Below are 16,910 nucleotides of genomic sequence, written 5' to 3'. Positions count from 1 at the left end.
AAGCATTTAAAATATCCGGGACAAAATTAGGAGATGGAAAGCGGCCATTTTTTGACCTAAATCAAAAAATCAGTTTTGTCCTCTTACCCTGCTCAGGGTTTCCTGGCTAATATCGAGTAAAGAGGCTATATATCCGAGTTTGATTTCACGCAGTAAATTAGGACTTGTATCCAACAAATACTGATATTTTTCCTTTGCTGATAAGTGAGTAAAGGTCTTGGTTAAAAAATCCATTTCGGCTATAATATGCTGGTAATACGAATTGATAAAGATGTTGAAGGATTCGTTGCTTTCATATAGTTTGCGGTATTCTAGTATTGAGATGGAATAAATGCTGGTCTTGCCCAAGGTTTGCAAACTCTCAAAACTTGGCCTATCGGTAAAAAAACTGTACCATGCCGTCACAAAATCTTGTTCGGTATAGACCCAATGTGTTTTTTCCGTACCATTATCCTTGTTGTAAAAAGAGCGAATAAACCCTTGTTCAATAAAATACAGATGCTTGGTATAACTACCCTCTTTTAACAATATTTCGCCATTGTTGAAAACCTCTTTTTTAAAGGAACCTGCTATTTGCTGCTTGTCGTTTTCTTGAAGATGAATGTGTTTTGAAATGGTTTCAATAAGCATAGTACATTTTATTACCGCTAACGGTTTAAGCCAGGATTTCGTTATGGAATAACACAGCGTGTCATTCCGTTGTACATGTGAATTTAGCAAAAAGGCTCAAAATTCCGAGTAAGAACTTCAGTCGCAATGATTTATGGCAGTATTGGAAATCCAGCCGCTGATGGTTTCTTTATTGGAAGTTAGTGAAAAACAGCTAATAAATTAAAGCTCTTGTTGTAAACTGGTATTATATTTCTTTGTCAGCCGTTTTAATGCTAGTCCAATTTCATGCTTTGGCGTCCTTGTATTTCAATATGTCCCGATTTTCTAAAATTTCCTTGTCCGCACCGTTAAGTCCAACATGGAACATGGCTTCTGCCAACTCTGTTGATGTAATGCTATATCGCTCGCCAAAGAGTTTAAGTAATGGATATAACACTCTAAGTATCGCATATCCGAAATTCGGTTCCTTCCTTGGTTTCACCGGGTAAATATATGCCGGTCTAAAACAATAAAATCTGAGCTTTAAATTGGAAATTTGGTTTTCGGCCATCCCTTTGTAACGCGCAAAGGAAGTTTTACTCTTTTCCGCCCTATCCGCTCCTGCCCCACTTAATAGACATAGTATCGCCCCAGGACTATTTTTCTCCAAGGCCTTGGCAAATTCGACTGCATAATTCACCGTGATTTTTTTAAATAACCCGTCGGAAACTTGCCCCGTGTAGGCCCCGAGACAAAAAAAAGCAACTTTTATATTGTTAAATAAATTGTCCTGTTCGCTATAGTTTGCAAAGTCCTTGACTACTATTTCCATGAGTTTGGTATGTTTCTGTTCGGTCAGTCCTCGAACCAGGCTTATAACTTCGGTTATCTCGGTCTCGTTCAAGCAATGGGTTAAAACTAAATTTCCTATCATTCCCGTACTTCCTGTAATGATTATCCTCATGTATTTTTAAATTATGTAATTTACGGCCCATCGCTACGCTTGGAGAAGTTGCTTTCTCCAAACCAACCAAAATTCCACTAATATCAATGGATACACCCAACAAATCCATTCATAGACGGTCCTTCTCATCTCACTATCCTCAATGAAGCTAAACAGCCCGGTTAATTCATGTACGCCGGGGAGTAAACGGATAAATACGAAAGCAAGACCGCAAACATAGCTCCTTAGCATAAATTCCTTGTGCCTTAGAACATTACGTTTTCGTATAAACCGGTATGCCGCCACGGTAGTAAATAACCATATGGCCGCCAATAAACCCAATGAGGGAATAGCCCCCGGCAGCTCATAGGTTGTCGCCAATAACACATAAACCGTGATTGCCGATACAATAGAACCTATGATGTAAAGGCGGCCTGCCAACCTGTGGAACTTGGGATAGTTTTTCCTGATTTGTGGAACAAATTGAAGCGGGCCAACAAATAAGGTGAAAGCAGCAAATCCAAAATGGGCCATTATCCACCACTTGAATTGCAAGCGGATTGCACTATACTCACTGGTATCCGCAAAAAGATAAAAACTGATATCCCGTTGGTAATAGTAAAGCGAAAAGGCAACCACAACCAGAAGAAGTAGAATCAGCCCAAAATTATTTTTAGTTCCTCTCTTCATTTGTTTAAATTGGAGACAACTGTGATATCATGCGGCCAACTTGTGTTGGGTATAGTGTAATTTACAATGTTTGGCTATAATTAGTATATTGTTTCTTCAGTATTTTTTGACCGCTTGCGCAATGAAATCAGTTTATATAACTTTTATATGTTATAAAACCTCCAATCAAAAAAAGAATTACTAAAAATATTTTTGTAAAGGTATTTTCCTTTGCTTGCTTGGTACCTGGAACAAACAGCCTAAAGGTTCCTGTTAAAAATACCAACCACCCTAAAATAGTAATAATTAAAGTCCAATTGAGATTCCAAAAATTATGAAATCTAACAATTATTAATCCAGATATTAGTAGTATCAGTCCATTTAATGCAACCACGGTTGGGGCAACATTTTTCCAAATTTTAAAATTCAGGTATCAGGATAACGAAAGAATCATCAGTACGGGACCCAAAATACCTCCTATTTGAATTGAAATCTCGTTTATCACCTTACTGCCTTTTATTGAATTCCAGATACGAATTGCATGGAAACAATCATTAAGAACCGAAGTTAACCAACATAAGACCAATGAAGACAATTTCATAAATCTGTTTTAAAATCAATCCCCAGGAATCAGTTCCAAGGTCATGAGAATAGGCAAGTGATCTGATGCCATTGGTTCATCGATTACACGAACATCAATGACTTTCCACCGCTCTTTCGGTCGTACCAAAACGTAATCGATCTGTTTTCGGGGTGCATTGGACGGAACCGTTGGTAATTCTTCATCAAAATCCCCTTTTTGCCAGCCCTTGTGTTCAAGAACATTCAATACTTCGGATTCGGGGGTAGCATTCAGATCACCGGTCATAATGTACGCCTTATAACTATCTTTAGTTATAAAGGCAGCTTCTATTACTTCAACGGCTGCATTCCTTGCCATCTGGGAGCCAATGGTATTCAAATAATCAAAATGGGTGGTGATAAATCTAACCATGATCTTTTCACTTGATTTCTTGGACAGGTCTACGTTAATACACATCGCCTCATACCGACTGCTACTTGCACTCGGAATGGAAACATTGCCCACATAATCAAAAGGGTACTTGGATAATATACCATCACCATAGTGCAATTGGGAATCAGGTACGGGAATGTCCAACAAGCGGTACAGGTTGGGCATTTCCTTTTCGGTAGAAGCCCCGAAAACATTGTGCATATTGGTCAATTGGCCTAGGGCAGCCATCATGGTAGAGTCCTTGACTTCTTGAAGACCTACAATATCAGGATTTATGGTGTTTATAACACCGGCAATCCGCTTAAGGTCTTTTTTTCCGTCCATTCCTACACCGTAATGAATATTATAGCTCAATACTTTTATGGTCAATGGAGCTTCTTGGGCAAGAATCCCATCTGTTCGGCAAAGAAAAATTAGGAGAAGCGGGACTATTATTTTTTTAGCATTCATCTTATCTAAAAACATGGGAACCTTAAAGGTTACTTCTTTTTTCCAAATATAATTGATAAAGGTTTGCACACCTAAGCGAATCATTGTGCGCTATTTCTTTCTGTAACAATTTTATGGAACCGTTCTCTCTATACTGTTAAAATAGACTACTATGACTGGTGATTCACGCTTAAAGTTTATCCTAATCTATAGTATCTGCTGTTGTCTTGTCCATCCGAAACTCTATGCACAGTCGGAATCGCTTCAAAAAGAATTGATTTCCTTAAGCGATGAATATTTAAGGATAAATCCCGAAGCCAGTGGAGTAATAGCCTCGGTCAGTTATCCAAGCGCGGACGATTGGAAATACAGCACAGGAAGCGTCGGGAGAGATGAGGATACCGCGTTGTCCGGTAATGAACGATTCATCGCGGCAAGTATTACCAAAACATTTGTGGCCACCTGTATATTACAGCAAGAGGAAGAGGGACTCCTTTCCATCAATGATAAGGTTATCCAATACCTGGATGAATCCACCATTAAAAAACTGACCGAGTATAATGGAAAATCCTATGAGCAGGAATTGACCTTGGAACATCTTCTGCGTCATACGAGTGGTATTTTTGATTATCTCAATAAGGGCCAGGTACATTTAAATGGCTACAAAAACCAACCGGAACGCGAGTATACACTTCAAGAACGAATTGACTTTGCCTTGGAATTGGGCGCAGCAACCCATAAACCAGGAAAATATGGATATTCCAATACCAATTACATCCTTTTGGGAATAATTGCCGAAAAAGTGGATAACGCTACCATTGCCGATATTATTGACCGTAGAATTGTTGTCCCCCTAGGGTTAAAAAATACTTCCTTACGGCCTTCCGATGATGTTATTCCTCAAATGTTAAAGGGATACTATACGGATTGGGACCTTACCGGTTTTACCCTACATTTCAACAAATTGAATCCTGCTGGAGGCATCCTTACTAATGTAGACGACTTGAGTGTATTTGCACGGGCATTGTTTCAAGGAAAGTTGTTCGAGTCAAAAGTCACTTTGCAAAAAATGCTGGATTTCAAGAAAGGCTATGGTCTGGGGGTAATGCTCTTTGATACCTCGAAAAAAACGGGAAGGGTGATGGGCCATAGTGGTTTTGATCCAGGATATACCTGTTATTTGGCCTATCTAGAGGACTTGGATATCACCGTGGTAACCGTTATTAATCAATCGGAATTAGTAGTGAAAATGCCGGCCTTTTTAATCGTGAAAATAGTACATCAGCTTAAAACGGGTTTATAATCCTATCTTTTTGGCCTACTTCCTATTTTTTGATTACTTTGAATGCCATAGGGTTTAATAGGCTACAGGATGTTTCGATTTTTTTTAATTCTAATCATTACCTTCTTTTTTTCAGGATGCGTTGAAAATCCTCCTCCTAAAAAAGTTAGGCCCAATATACTTTTTATAGCCGTTGACGATTTGCGAACGGAACTGGGTGTATACAATTCCATTGCGAAGTCTCCTAACTTGGATTCTCTGGCCCGGACCGGATCTTATTTTACACGTCACTATGTTCAAGTACCCACCTGTGGAGCCTCCCGTCATGCCCTATTGACCGGAATGCGACCCTCAAAACCTATACACCTGTCCAATAAAGCCATAGAAAAAGAAATCTCCGGCAAACCGGAACAAGTCATTCCCGAGACCTTTATCCATAAATTTAAAAAGGAAGGCTACCACACTGTAGGCATAGGAAAAATAAGCCATTCCGCCGATGGGTTGGTATATGGATATGAAGAGCCCGTTTCAAACAAAAAGGAACTACCCCATAGTTGGAGTGAACTACTCTTTGACGCCGGACAATGGGAAACCGGATGGAACGCTTTTTTCGCCTACGCGGATGGGGAGAACCGGCAAAGCCTAAAAAAGCAGGTAAAACCCTATGAAAAAGGTAATGTGGGTGACGATGGCTATCCGGATGGGCTTACCACTAAGCTTGCTCTTGACAAGTTGCAAGAGCTAAAAAACAAGGAAGAGCCCTTTTTTATGGGCGTGGGTTACTTTAAACCGCACCTTCCTTTTAATGCCCCAAAAAAGTATTGGGATTTATATGATAGAAATCGTATTCCCCTCGCCCCCTATCCTAAAATTCCGGAAGACACCCATTTAAAAAGCCTTCATGAAAGCGGGGAATTCAATCAATATGCCTTGGGCGAGGAGAAAGCGGGCTTATCAAAAATAGTTTCAGATGCTTACGCAAAGAAACTAAGGCACGCGTATTTAGCTTCCATAAGTTATATAGATGCACAAATCGGGAAACTTTGGAAGGAACTCAAAGTTTTGGGACTGGACAAAAACACGATTATCGTTATTTGGGGCGACCATGGTTGGCATTTGGGAGACCAACGCGTATGGGGCAAACATACCCTTTTCGAAAATGCTTTGAAAAGCACTTTGATCATAAAATCGCCCTATCTTGAACATGAAAATAAAAAGGTGGACCATATTGTAGAAACCGTGGATATCTATCCAACACTTTTGGAGCTTTGCGACCTAAAAATCAATCACTCTGTTGACGGAGAGAGTTTTGCCCATACCATGGAATCTATTCAAAAGCAATCAAACGGAGTTGCCTATGGATATTTTAAAAACGGTATTACCCTACGAACGGATTCCTACAGGTTGACCCAATATTATCGGGAGGAAAAACCTACCGTAGAGCTTTATGATCACACCCGGGATGCGGAGGAGTCCAGAAATATCGCCAAGGATAATCCAGAAATTGTACAGGAGCTGATACCCATTTTAAAGCAGGGCAATACGGGATTATATGACTTTTGACTACAGAAAAAACGGGCTTCACAACATAGGATTAGCATAAGTAAAAACTTTTGTTACATTTGCCTGCGTAATACAAAATCTAGCGATGAACGTTCTTGGTATTGATATTGGCGGCTCCGGGATGAAAGGGGCTTTAATAGATTCTTTAACTGGAGAAATGCTATCGGAGCGCTTTAGGATTCCTACCCCCGAATCAAAAAAACCCAAGGATATGGCCAAGGTCTTCAAGGAAATCGTTGACCATTTTGAACATAAGGGCCCAATAGGATGTGGGTTTCCCACAGTTATTAAGCGTGGTATCTGTAAATCGCCGGGCAATCTTCATAAAAAATGGTTAGGGGTAAATGTAAAGGAACTTTTTAGCGATATTACGGGACTCCCGGTAACAGTCATCAATGATGCCGATGCCGCGGGTTACGCTACCATGAACTATGGTATCGGTAAGGGAAAGGGAGGCCTTGTCATTATGATTACCATTGGCACAGGATTAGGCAGTGGTGCCTTTTTGGATGGCGAGTTGATTCCTAATTTTGAACTTGGGCAGATTCCCTATAAAAAATATACAAAAATTGAAACTTGGGCAGCTGCTTCTGCCAAGGAACGCGAAGAGCTTAGTTATAAAAAGTGGGGCAAACGATTCAACGTGTTTTTGGAATTTGTGGAATTGCTAGTGTCCCCTGACCTGATTATTTTGGGAGGCGGTACTTCCAAGGATTTTAACGAATTCAAGGAATACATAAAAATCGATACTCCGGTAATCCCTGCGGAACTTCGCAATCACGCCGGCATTGTTGGGGCGGCCGCTGCGGCATTGCATCAGGCTCCAATAGATTAGGCCTTACATTTTATATAATTTTTGAGCATTAATCCTGATTTTTCCAGTATCAAAACTGTTCTGGATAGTATCGTTCATACCGAAAACACCCAACTATTATTGTTTATCCCAAAACTAAATTGCCTTATGCGAACGACTGGCTTCCTTGAGTTGTTCGTAGTTTTCTGAAATCTGCTTGTCGAACTTTTTAGGAGACTCAAAATTGAGTCGATTATCCTTAAGACGCTGTGATCCTCCAAAGATAAAATGTAGCTCTTTTTTCATCAATGCCTGTATAGATTTCTCGGCCACATACTCCGGGGAATCCATCTCCCGTCCTTCAAATTTTTGCATCATTTCCGTATCCGTGGCAGTGGGATATACACAGGTTACCGAAATATTAAAAGGCTGAAGTTCGCGCCGAAGCGAATCCGAAAATTGACGTATGCCTGCCTTGGTACTTCCATAAACCGTATAAAAGGGCATGCCCAAAAGCCCTAGTCCTGAAGAGACATTCAAGACTGCGGCTTGCCGAGAGGATTTTAGCAAGGGTAGACAATATTTGGTAAGGAACAGTATCGCCATAAAGTTTATAGCCACCTGGTCATAAATCTCTTCGTCCGGGATATCCTCCAACGCCCCGGCCGAAACGATTCCGGCATTATTGATCAGAACATCCAAGCGACCCCACCGGTCCTCAATTTTAGAGGACATTTCCCGAAGCACTCCTATATCCCCCACATTTCCATTGACCAATAGAAAATTTGCTTCCTCAAAGTCTTCGGAGAGCCGCTCTAAATTTTTTTTATCCCTGGCTATGACCGCAATGTCCTTAACGCCATTTTTTATAAGTTCCGCAATCATACATCTCCCGATACCGCGGGAACCGCCCGTAATCAGGACTTTTTTCCCTTTTAGTCTCATGTAAATCGATTTTCTTTGAATGAATTAGCTCCTTCAATTTATACAAATTACACGGCAATCGGTGCAAAAAGAACTCGGCTTATACAATTAATATCAAGGCGATAAATACAGGGCGCGGATTTTACAGATTTAGTAAAAGAGGCCTTCCCAAATAAAGAAAACCTCGAATTGGATTCGAGGTTTTTAAATAGGTATCAATCAATTTTATTACGCTTACGGTCCACCTCCTTCAGGAATATCTTACGAAGCCGAAGATGTTTTGGAGTAACCTCCACGTACTCGTCCTTTTGGATATATTCCAAAGCTTCCTCCAAAGAAAATTTTATGGCAGGAACAATTTTAGCTTTGTCATCGGCACCGGCAGAACGAACATTGGAAAGTTTTTTGGTCTTGGTTACATTAACCGTCATGTCATCGCCCCGAGAATTTTCTCCAATAACCTGTCCTTCATAAATATCCTCTCCCGGATCTATAAAGAACTTGCCGCGCTCTTGAAGCTTATCGATGGAATAAGGAATGGCCTTCCCATTCTCCATGGAGACCAATGACCCGTTCTGACGCTGCGGGATATCACCCTTCATGGGTTGGTATTCCAAAAAGCGGTGCGTCATTATGGCCTCCCCGGCAGTTGCCGTCAACAATTGGTTCCGCAAGCCAATAATTCCCCGGGACGGAATATTAAATTCACAGACCATCCGTTCACCCTTGGCTTCCATACTGGTCATCTCCCCTTTACGGATAGAAACCATTTCAACCGCCTTGCCCGAAACCTCTTCGGGCAAATCTATAGTCAATTGTTCTACAGGTTCGCACTTTGTACCGTCAATGGTCTTGATAATAACCTGTGGCTGACCAATCTGTAGTTCATATCCTTCCCTACGCATGGTTTCGATCAAAACGGAAAGATGGAGTACACCGCGTCCAAAGACCATAAACTTATCGGCACTGTCCGTCTCTTCGACCCTTAGGGCCAGATTCTTTTCCAGCTCCCGTTCCAGCCGTTCCTTAATATGTCTTGAGGTTACAAACTTACCATCCTGTCCAAAAAATGGACTATCATTAATGGTAAAGAGCATACTCATGGTAGGCTCATCTATGGCTATGGTCTTTAACCCCTCAGGGTTTTCGATATCGGCAATAGTATCCCCTATTTCAAACCCTTCCAAACCAACAATGGCACAGATATCACCGGTCGCTACTTCTTGTATCTTCTTTCGGCCCAAACCTTCAAAGGTGAAGAGTTCCTTTATTTTGGATTTCACAATGCTTCCATCCCTCTTGACCAATGAAATTTGTTGACCTTCCTTTAAACTTCCCCGTTGTAATCTTCCTATGGCAATCCTACCGGTAAAGGAAGAATAATCCAAGGAGGTAATCAGCATTTGGGTATTGCCCTCTTCCATCTCAAAACTGGGAATATGTTCAATGACCATGTCCAACAAGGGTTCTATGGAGTCCGTTTCCTTTCTCCAGTCATCACTCATCCAATTGTTCTTTGCCGATCCATAGACTACGGGAAAGTCCAATTGCCATTCCTCCGCGCCAAGTTCGAACATCAAATCGAATACTTTTTCATGTACCTCTTCCGGGGTACAATTCTCTTTGTCCACCTTATTGATGACCACACAGGGTTTAAGCCCCATATCTATAGCCTTCTGCAACACAAATCGGGTTTGTGGCATAGGCCCCTCAAAGGCATCGACCAGAAGAAGTACACCGTCCGCCATATTCAGAACACGCTCTACCTCCCCGCCAAAATCCGCGTGCCCAGGGGTATCTATGATATTTATTTTGGTATCCTTGTAGGTTACGGATACATTCTTGGAAACTATGGTAATGCCGCGCTCGCGTTCCAAATCGTTATTGTCCAAAATCAACTCGCCCGTATTTTCGTTCTCACGAAACAACTGGCAATGATGCATGATCTTATCGACCAAGGTAGTTTTACCGTGGTCTACGTGTGCAATGATGGCAATATTCTTTGTACTGGTCATACCCTGATTTTAAGCGTGCAAAGATACGTCTAATTTTCTCTTGTCAATAAGATCTCAGATTATTTTTATGTTGTTGATTTTTAGGAAGTTATTTTACTAGTCCAGGGGTAGGTTCTGATATAGTCAATTGCAATACGGACATGAGCCGGCAAAATCCTATTCAAATACCGGCTTTCTTGATTTCCGCTTGGTAGCCACCCATCCGAAGTTTACACTGAGGAGCGGACCATAGCCGGAAACCGCCCCATCACCTCGGTAATAGCCTGCACCAAGTTCTACATTAAAATTAAAACCCTTGGGATACGTTCTTTGAATACCATAGACTAAGCCATAGAATCCTAGATTAAAGTCGTCTGGGCCTTCAATATCCGTCGCCAATCGAAGTTGAGAAAAGAAAATGGCCTGGGCCGCCGCGATATAATTACCCGAATTTCCCGAAACATTTTTGTTGTTGTTGGCTCGTCTGCTCAAATTATGATAGTAACGGTATCTATTGTTCCATGCCAGTCCAAGGGCATACCCCTCTTGATAGGTAGCCAAACCCAAGCCTAGATTGGTAGACACGGTTTGGTTTCTAAAAATTCCGAGTTCATAGCTCAACCCGGGGGCAAAAAGATTAAATTTGAATTGATGCCGTTCTAGATGAACAAGATCAAAAACGGGGCCCTTTTCCATTACTTGCCCATAAAGTGATGGAACTGCAAAATATAGGACTAAACCGGCCGAATAAAGTATTTTCCCTAGCATACCCATGGTTTTAATAAGGATAAATCTAACAAGGAAACCCAGGGTAAACACTATATTTGAGGAAATTTTATGATATGGACCTTTCCGCTATTCCCCAAATAAAGCATACCAATTCCAACAACTTTTTTCTACTGTCAGGCCCTTGTGCCATTGAGGGTGAGGACATGGCCATGCGAATTGCGGAACACATTGTAAAACTCACGGACAAACTAAGTATTCCCTATGTATTTAAGGGAAGTTTTAAAAAGGCCAACCGAAGTCGGGTCGATTCTTTTACAGGAATTGGGGATGAAAAAGCTTTAAAGATATTACGAAAGGTATCCGAAACCTTTAATGTGCCCACGGTAACAGATATCCATGAGGTTTCAGATGCGGATAAGGCCGCCGAGTATGTTGATGTGCTTCAAATCCCCGCTTTTCTGGTACGACAAACGGATTTGGTGGTTGCCGCTGCAAAAACGGGAAAAACGGTAAACCTTAAAAAAGGGCAGTTCATGAGTCCTGAAAGCATGAAACATGCCGTGACCAAAGTAAAGGATTCCGGCAATTCGCAAGTTGTCATTACAGACCGTGGTACCATGTTCGGATATCAGGATATGGTGGTAGATTTTAGGGGAATCCCCACTATGAAGGAATTTGCACCTGTAGTTTTGGATGTGACCCATTCCCTACAACAGCCCAACCAGTCCTCTGGTGTTACTGGTGGTAGACCCGCCTTGATAGAAACTATGGCACGGGCAGGAATCGCGACCGGGGTGGACGGACTTTTTATGGAGACCCATTTTGATCCGGCCAATGCTAAAAGTGATGGGGCCAATATGCTCTCCTTGGATTGCCTGGAACAACTTTTGGTCAATCTTACCATACTTCGGGGAACTATAAACGAATTGCAATAATTTTCTACAAAGCCTGTTATTACCTACAACCCCCAAACCAATATCCAATCATGCAACCATTTCTCGCTCTTTCCACTCTTTTATTTTTTTGTATTCTTTCGACCTCGGCCCAAAATAAAACGACTTTTGGAAAGCTTACTACTGCCGAAAAAAGTATGTCCATTTATGAAAAAGACCCCTCGGCCCATGCCGTGGTACTTTACGAAAAGGGCAATAATTATTTTAAGGTTGTCAATCGCCACATACGCCTGATCAAGGAATATCATGTTAAAATCAAAATTTTAGATGAAAAAGGTTTTGATCAGGGAACCGTAGAAATTCCCCTATACCATAACAATGCATTGGCCGAAAAGGTTACCTTGTTAAAGGCGGTAACCCATAACGATAATACCCAATATAATGTTCTACCTTCCGAAATCTTTGAAAACGACCATTCCGAAAGATGGAGGGTAAAAACCTTTACTTTTCCAAAAATGCAAAAAGGAAGCATCCTTGAATATTCGTATACCATAACCACTCCATATGATTTTAATTTCAACGGATGGGACTTCCAAGGATCTATTCCAAAAATTTATAGTGAATTTAATGCCAAAATTCCTGGAAATTGGGTCTATAACCGCTCTTTGCGCGGCAGTTTGGAATTGGATGTGAACGATGCACACATTCAAAAAGGGTGTTTCACTATCGATGGATATCCAAAAGCTGCGGATTGCGAGGTATTAAAATATACAATGAAGGATATTCCAGCTTTTAAAGAGGATGGTGATTTTATGCTTTCCGCCGAGAATTACCGATCGCGGTTGGATTTTGAACTCTCACAATACAACAAACTTGATGGAACCACAAATAAGTATACTAAAAGTTGGAAGGATGTGGATAGGGAATTTAGGTCAGATAAAGATATTGGCAGACAGCTGGCCAAAAAAGGATTCTTCGAACGCCATGTACCGGAAAAACTACTCATCGAAGGCGATGAACTAACCAGGGCCAGGAATATTTTCGAGTTTGTCCAAGAGCATTTCACCTGGAACGAACAATACTCCTCTTATGGTAAAGCACGGGTAAAGGAAGCATTTGAGGCCCAAAAAGGAAATGCTTGGGAAATAAATATGTCGCTTATCAACTTATTGAATGCTGCTGATATTCCCACAAATTTAATGTTATTATCCACGAGAAGAAGAGGGCTGCCTACAAAAATGCATCCCGTAATGTCCAACTTCAACTACGTGGTGGGCAAAACTGAAATTGGCGGCAAAAGTTATCTATTGGATGCAACAGATAAATACATGCCCTTTGGCTTCCTCCCCTTTCGGGCATTAAATCACTACGGTAGGATAATGGATTTTAAAAACGATAGCTATTGGTATGATATTAAACCCCAAACCCGGAACCGATATCAGGTGAGGGCCCAAATAAAATTTGATCCGGATGAAAATAAGGCCTTGGGGGTATTCGATGCCGTAAGTATGGGATACAATGCAGTAGATATACACAAGACCTTAAGTGAGAAAAGTGAAGAGGAATACTTGGATTCCGTAGAGGAGGATATTCCTGGAAATTTTGCAATTACCTCATATGAATTGGTAAAACAACGAACCGACAAACAGATGGTTTCACAGCGGTTCAAGTTTGAAATAGAGGACGTACTCAATGGAGACATGGCCTATGTAAATCCTTTTTTTATCCGATTCTTTAACAAGAATCCTTTTCAATTGGAAGAACGCAACTATCCCATAGACTTCGGTTACCCCAGAAGTTACAGATACCAGATCATCCTAACGATTCCCGATGGGTATGTTATTCAAGAATTACCTGAAAATAAGTCAATTGCCTTAGGTGATACCCTAGCTACGCTCAAGTTTTACAGTACTGGAAATGCAAGCCAGATTTCATTTTCCTTTGAACTGGCATTGAACGGTTCCTATTTTACCGAAAAAGATTACAATGCTTTAAAGGCGTTGTTCGAGGAAGCCGTGGACCTACAAAAAAATTCCTTGGTAGTATTTAAGAAAAAAACCGCACAACCATAAAATTAGTATCTTGGGATTCCTAAAACGGCTCCCTTGAAATCCTTATCGCTTTTTTCTATTGTTCTAACCGCTATTTGTTGCATTTCCGGTGCTGAAAAGAATAAGTCATTGGTTCAGGACCAAAAAAAACCCAATATCATCTTGATTATGGCCGATGACTTGGGTTATGAAACGCTTGGGGTATATGGTGGTAGCAGTTATAATACTCCAAACCTGGATGAATTAGCCTATGAAGGAATGCGTTTTGACCACTGCTACTCCACCCCCCTGTGCACCCCTTCCCGAGTGCAGATCATGACCGGAAAATACAATTTTAGGAATTACATCAGTTTTGGGTTGCTAGATTCAAAAGAAAATACCTTTGGGCACTATATGCAGAAGGCCGGTTACAAAACCTTGATAACGGGAAAATGGCAGTTGTGGGGCAATACACGACAACAGGAATTGGCTGGTGGAAGAACAGGCACAACCCCTGAAAAAGCCGGATTTAATGACTATTGCCTCTGGCAAATAGATGAACGGGGATCACGCTACAAAAATCCACATTTGGCGAGCAAAAAAAACGGCACGCTTATGTATCCCGATGCTTACGGGCCAGATCTCTTTGTTGAATACATGGAGGGATTTATGGAAACCTATAGGGAGGATCCCATGTTCATTTATTACCCCATGGTATTGACTCATGATCCTTTTGTCCCTACTCCAAAGAATCCCGGTTTCAAAACTTTTGAAAATACCTCAAAAACAAATGACACCACCTATTTTGGGGAAATGGTAAGCTATATGGATCTTTTGGTGGGTAAAATTGTTAAGAAAACGGAAGACTTGGGCATACGCCAGAACACCCTCATCCTTTTTATTGGTGACAACGGAACGGATACCGATGTAACTTCGATTATTAACGGAACAGAATTAACAGGAGATAAAGGCAATACCACTAATGCAGGGACCCACGTTCCCTTGATCGCCAATTGGAAGGGAAAAATAAAACCAGGCAGTGTCAATGAAAATCTTATAGATTTTACTGATTTTTTACCAACCCTTTTGGAAGTGGCAACGGGAAAACTGCCCGATAGCATCCAAACGGATGGCCTTAGTTTCCATCCCCAGTTATTGGGCAAGGAAACAAAGGTCAGGGATTGGATTTTTTGTGATTATGACCCAAATTGGGGGAAGTTCCAAGCCCGAAGATATGTACAGGACAGAAAATGGAAGTTGTATGAAAACGGGGAGTTTTACAATCTTGAAGATGACCCCTTTGAGAACAATCCCTTGGATATTACCAACCAGTCCAGTGAGGTAACTTCGCTTATACAACGGTTCAAAAAAGTACTGGAAACCTATAAAACCAAAAAACCATGAAAAAAATTACGATCACGTTCACCATTTTGGGCCTTCTTTGTCTGCTTTCATGTAAAGAAAGTGGTAATAAGAAAATAGCCAAACCCTCTAAAAAGCCCAACATTGTATTCATCATGTCGGACGACCATGCCTATCAGGCGATCAGTGCCTATGACGATAGGCTGATACAAACCCCAAATATCGATCGTATTGCCGAAGAGGGAATGCTGTTTACCAATGCCAGCGTCACCAACTCCATTTGTGCACCTTCCCGGGCGGTAATCCTAACGGGAAAACATAGCCATCTCAACGGGAAAATCGATAACCGTATGCCTTTTGATACTACCAACGTAACCTTCCCACAGCTCCTTCAAAAATCGGGGTACCAGACCGCGATGTTCGGGAAATTGCATTTTGGCAACAATCCCAAGGGATTTGACGAGTTCAAGATATTGCCCGGTCAGGGCGACTACTATAACCCCAAGTTTATTACCTCAACAGGGGATACTACCATAACCGGATATGTAACGGATATCATCACAGACCTTACGCTGGATTGGATGCAAAAGCGCAGGGATACGGCCCAACCTTTTTTGCTGATGTATCTACATAAGGCGCCCCATAGAACCTGGCTCCCAGCCCAAAGGCATTATACCGAATTTACCAAAAAAAGTTTCCCCTTGCCGGAAACACTTTTTGATACCTATGAAACGAGGGGTACAGCCGCAAAAACCGCGGAGATGGGAATTTTAAAGGAAATGCAATTGCGCTATGACAATAAGCTCACCCAGGCCGTAACCGATGCGCTGAAGGTAGAGGACAAATACAAATGGTCCCCTTTGGATCGGATGACCCCGGAACAAAGAACGGCATGGGACGCTACCTATGGCCCAATAAGTGAACAGTTCAAAAAGGACTATCCCAACATGAACGATTCCACCCTCACCGTTTGGAAATACCAACGGTATATGCAGGATTATCTGGCTACCATTGCGGCGGTGGATGAAAATGTAGGGCGACTTTTGGATTATATGGACGAGACCGGGCTCGACGAGAATACGTTGGTGGTCTACACTTCCGACCAAGGGTTTTATTTAGGTGAGCATGGCTGGTTCGATAAACGCTTTATGTACAACGAATCCTTCAAGACTCCTTTATTGATCAAATGGCCGAACGTAATCACACCGGGCACCACCACTACCGAAATGGTGCAGAACCTGGATTTTGCACAGACCTTTTTGGAAATTGCCGGCGTTACTCCAACGGATGATATGCAGGGCGAAAGTTTGGTACCCCTATTAAAAGGGGAAAAGGAAAAATGGGATAGGGATGCTGTATACTACCACTATTATGAATATCCCGCGGTACATGCCGTAAAACGTCATTATGGAATCGCTACCGAGGACTATAAACTGATGCATTTCTATTACAATGTGGACGAATGGGAGCTTTACGATCGCAAAAACGACCCACAAGAGGTCAAAAACGTGTATGACGATCCAAATTATGCAACGGTTGTGACAGAGTTGAAGGAGAAACTAAAAGGACTACGTGCAAAATATAAGGACTCTGATGACTTGAGCAATCAATACATTCAGATCTATAAAGATAATGGATGGATTGAGTAGTCAAATTCCAATACCAAAATTCCAAAGCTCAACCATGTCATGCT

General features: G+C 41.5%; 14 protein-coding genes. 7 read left to right on the top strand and 7 right to left on the bottom strand.

All coding sequences use genetic code 11. The annotated features are described in order from the left end of the window. Window positions 1-69: 69 nt before the first annotated feature. The 4 genes from D7Z94_RS16215 to D7Z94_RS16195 all read right to left on the bottom strand — a co-directional run bounded on the left by D7Z94_RS16215 (window position 70) and on the right by D7Z94_RS16195 (window position 3,752). Window positions 70-630, bottom strand: coding sequence for a Crp/Fnr family transcriptional regulator (locus D7Z94_RS16215; protein WP_120712626.1), 561 nt, complete (start codon window positions 628-630; stop codon window positions 70-72). 265 nt (window positions 631-895) lie between these two features. Continuing rightward, entirely contained in the window at window positions 896-1,555 is a 660-nt protein-coding gene (locus D7Z94_RS16210) for a Rossmann-fold NAD(P)-binding domain-containing protein (RefSeq protein ID WP_120712625.1), read from the bottom strand. A gap of 33 nt (window positions 1,556-1,588) precedes the next feature. Further along, window positions 1,589-2,224 carry a DUF2306 domain-containing protein gene (locus tag D7Z94_RS16205; RefSeq protein WP_120712624.1) on the bottom strand — a complete coding sequence of 212 codons (636 nt, stop codon included), beginning with the start codon at window positions 2,222-2,224 and terminating at the stop codon, window positions 1,589-1,591. 595 nt (window positions 2,225-2,819) lie between these two features. Next, a complete protein-coding gene (locus tag D7Z94_RS16195) occupies window positions 2,820-3,752 on the bottom strand; it encodes an endonuclease/exonuclease/phosphatase family protein (RefSeq protein ID WP_120712622.1) in 933 nt (310 codons plus the stop codon). A gap of 67 nt (window positions 3,753-3,819) precedes the next feature. On the opposite strand from D7Z94_RS16195, the gene D7Z94_RS16190 reads away from it, so the two are divergent. The 3 genes from D7Z94_RS16190 to ppgK all read left to right on the top strand — a co-directional run bounded on the left by D7Z94_RS16190 (window position 3,820) and on the right by ppgK (window position 7,327). After that, the gene (locus D7Z94_RS16190) at window positions 3,820-4,950 is read left to right on the top strand and encodes a serine hydrolase domain-containing protein (protein WP_120712621.1); all 1,131 of its coding nucleotides are present in this window, start codon (window positions 3,820-3,822) and stop codon (window positions 4,948-4,950) included. Window positions 4,951-5,019: 69 nt separating this feature from the next. Then, on the top strand, window positions 5,020-6,492 hold the full coding sequence (locus D7Z94_RS16185; RefSeq protein WP_120712620.1) for a sulfatase: 1,473 nt from the start codon (window positions 5,020-5,022) through the stop codon (window positions 6,490-6,492). An 85-nt stretch (window positions 6,493-6,577) separates the two neighbouring features. Continuing rightward, window positions 6,578-7,327 (top strand): polyphosphate--glucose phosphotransferase, encoded by a 750-nt coding sequence (gene ppgK, locus D7Z94_RS16180; RefSeq protein WP_120712619.1) that lies wholly within the window; start codon window positions 6,578-6,580, stop codon window positions 7,325-7,327. 114 nt (window positions 7,328-7,441) lie between these two features. Here ppgK and D7Z94_RS16175 read toward each other — a convergent pair whose 3' ends face one another. The 3 genes from D7Z94_RS16175 to D7Z94_RS16165 all read right to left on the bottom strand — a co-directional run bounded on the left by D7Z94_RS16175 (window position 7,442) and on the right by D7Z94_RS16165 (window position 10,971). After that, window positions 7,442-8,230: an SDR family NAD(P)-dependent oxidoreductase gene (locus D7Z94_RS16175; RefSeq protein WP_120712618.1), complete on the bottom strand. Its 789-nt coding sequence runs from the start codon at window positions 8,228-8,230 to the stop codon at window positions 7,442-7,444. 194 nt (window positions 8,231-8,424) lie between these two features. Next, window positions 8,425-10,224: a translational GTPase TypA gene (gene typA, locus D7Z94_RS16170; protein WP_120712617.1), complete on the bottom strand. Its 1,800-nt coding sequence runs from the start codon at window positions 10,222-10,224 to the stop codon at window positions 8,425-8,427. 156 nt (window positions 10,225-10,380) lie between these two features. Further along, window positions 10,381-10,971: a hypothetical protein gene (locus D7Z94_RS16165; protein ID WP_120713172.1), complete on the bottom strand. Its 591-nt coding sequence runs from the start codon at window positions 10,969-10,971 to the stop codon at window positions 10,381-10,383. Window positions 10,972-11,045: 74 nt separating this feature from the next. Here D7Z94_RS16165 and kdsA point away from each other — a divergent pair, with 74 nt between their 5' ends. From kdsA to D7Z94_RS16145, 4 genes are read left to right on the top strand one after another with little or no spacing between them, the layout of a single operon-like run. Continuing rightward, window positions 11,046-11,867, top strand: coding sequence for a 3-deoxy-8-phosphooctulonate synthase (gene kdsA / locus D7Z94_RS16160; protein ID WP_120712616.1), 822 nt, complete (start codon window positions 11,046-11,048; stop codon window positions 11,865-11,867). A 50-nt stretch (window positions 11,868-11,917) separates the two neighbouring features. Continuing rightward, window positions 11,918-13,897: a DUF3857 and transglutaminase domain-containing protein gene (locus D7Z94_RS16155; protein ID WP_120712615.1), complete on the top strand. Its 1,980-nt coding sequence runs from the start codon at window positions 11,918-11,920 to the stop codon at window positions 13,895-13,897. Between the two features lie 33 nt (window positions 13,898-13,930). Continuing rightward, a complete protein-coding gene (locus tag D7Z94_RS16150) occupies window positions 13,931-15,259 on the top strand; it encodes a sulfatase-like hydrolase/transferase (RefSeq protein WP_245967227.1) in 1,329 nt (442 codons plus the stop codon). Continuing rightward, window positions 15,256-16,866 carry a sulfatase family protein gene (locus D7Z94_RS16145; protein ID WP_120712614.1) on the top strand — a complete coding sequence of 537 codons (1,611 nt, stop codon included), beginning with the start codon at window positions 15,256-15,258 and terminating at the stop codon, window positions 16,864-16,866. Before D7Z94_RS16150 ends, D7Z94_RS16145 begins: the two co-directional genes overlap by 4 nt. Window positions 16,867-16,910: the final 44 nt, after the last annotated feature.

The organism is Ulvibacterium marinum, from assembly GCF_003626755.1.
Classification (GTDB): Bacteria; Bacteroidota; Bacteroidia; order Flavobacteriales; family Flavobacteriaceae; genus Ulvibacterium; species Ulvibacterium marinum.
This window is presented reverse-complemented; position numbering and strand designations above follow the sequence as displayed.

Excerpts from the sequence above, each read along its gene's own strand:
- D7Z94_RS16145 (WP_120712614.1), top strand. The coding sequence starts at position 15,256 with ATGAAAAAAATTACGATCACGTTCACCATTTTGGGCCTTCTTTGTCTG.
- typA (WP_120712617.1), bottom strand. The coding sequence starts at position 10,224 with ATGACCAGTACAAAGAATATTGCCATCATTGCACACGTAGACCACGGT.
- D7Z94_RS16205 (WP_120712624.1), bottom strand. The coding sequence starts at position 2,224 with ATGAAGAGAGGAACTAAAAATAATTTTGGGCTGATTCTACTTCTTCTG.
- D7Z94_RS16155 (WP_120712615.1), top strand. The coding sequence starts at position 11,918 with ATGCAACCATTTCTCGCTCTTTCCACTCTTTTATTTTTTTGTATTCTT.
- D7Z94_RS16165 (WP_120713172.1), bottom strand. The coding sequence starts at position 10,971 with ATGCTAGGGAAAATACTTTATTCGGCCGGTTTAGTCCTATATTTTGCA.
- D7Z94_RS16175 (WP_120712618.1), bottom strand. The coding sequence starts at position 8,230 with ATGAGACTAAAAGGGAAAAAAGTCCTGATTACGGGCGGTTCCCGCGGT.
- D7Z94_RS16215 (WP_120712626.1), bottom strand. The coding sequence starts at position 630 with ATGCTTATTGAAACCATTTCAAAACACATTCATCTTCAAGAAAACGAC.
- ppgK (WP_120712619.1), top strand. The coding sequence starts at position 6,578 with ATGAACGTTCTTGGTATTGATATTGGCGGCTCCGGGATGAAAGGGGCT.
- kdsA (WP_120712616.1), top strand. The coding sequence starts at position 11,046 with ATGGACCTTTCCGCTATTCCCCAAATAAAGCATACCAATTCCAACAAC.
- D7Z94_RS16195 (WP_120712622.1), bottom strand. The coding sequence starts at position 3,752 with ATGATTCGCTTAGGTGTGCAAACCTTTATCAATTATATTTGGAAAAAA.
- D7Z94_RS16190 (WP_120712621.1), top strand. The coding sequence starts at position 3,820 with ATGACTGGTGATTCACGCTTAAAGTTTATCCTAATCTATAGTATCTGC.
- D7Z94_RS16185 (WP_120712620.1), top strand. The coding sequence starts at position 5,020 with ATGTTTCGATTTTTTTTAATTCTAATCATTACCTTCTTTTTTTCAGGA.
- D7Z94_RS16210 (WP_120712625.1), bottom strand. The coding sequence starts at position 1,555 with ATGAGGATAATCATTACAGGAAGTACGGGAATGATAGGAAATTTAGTT.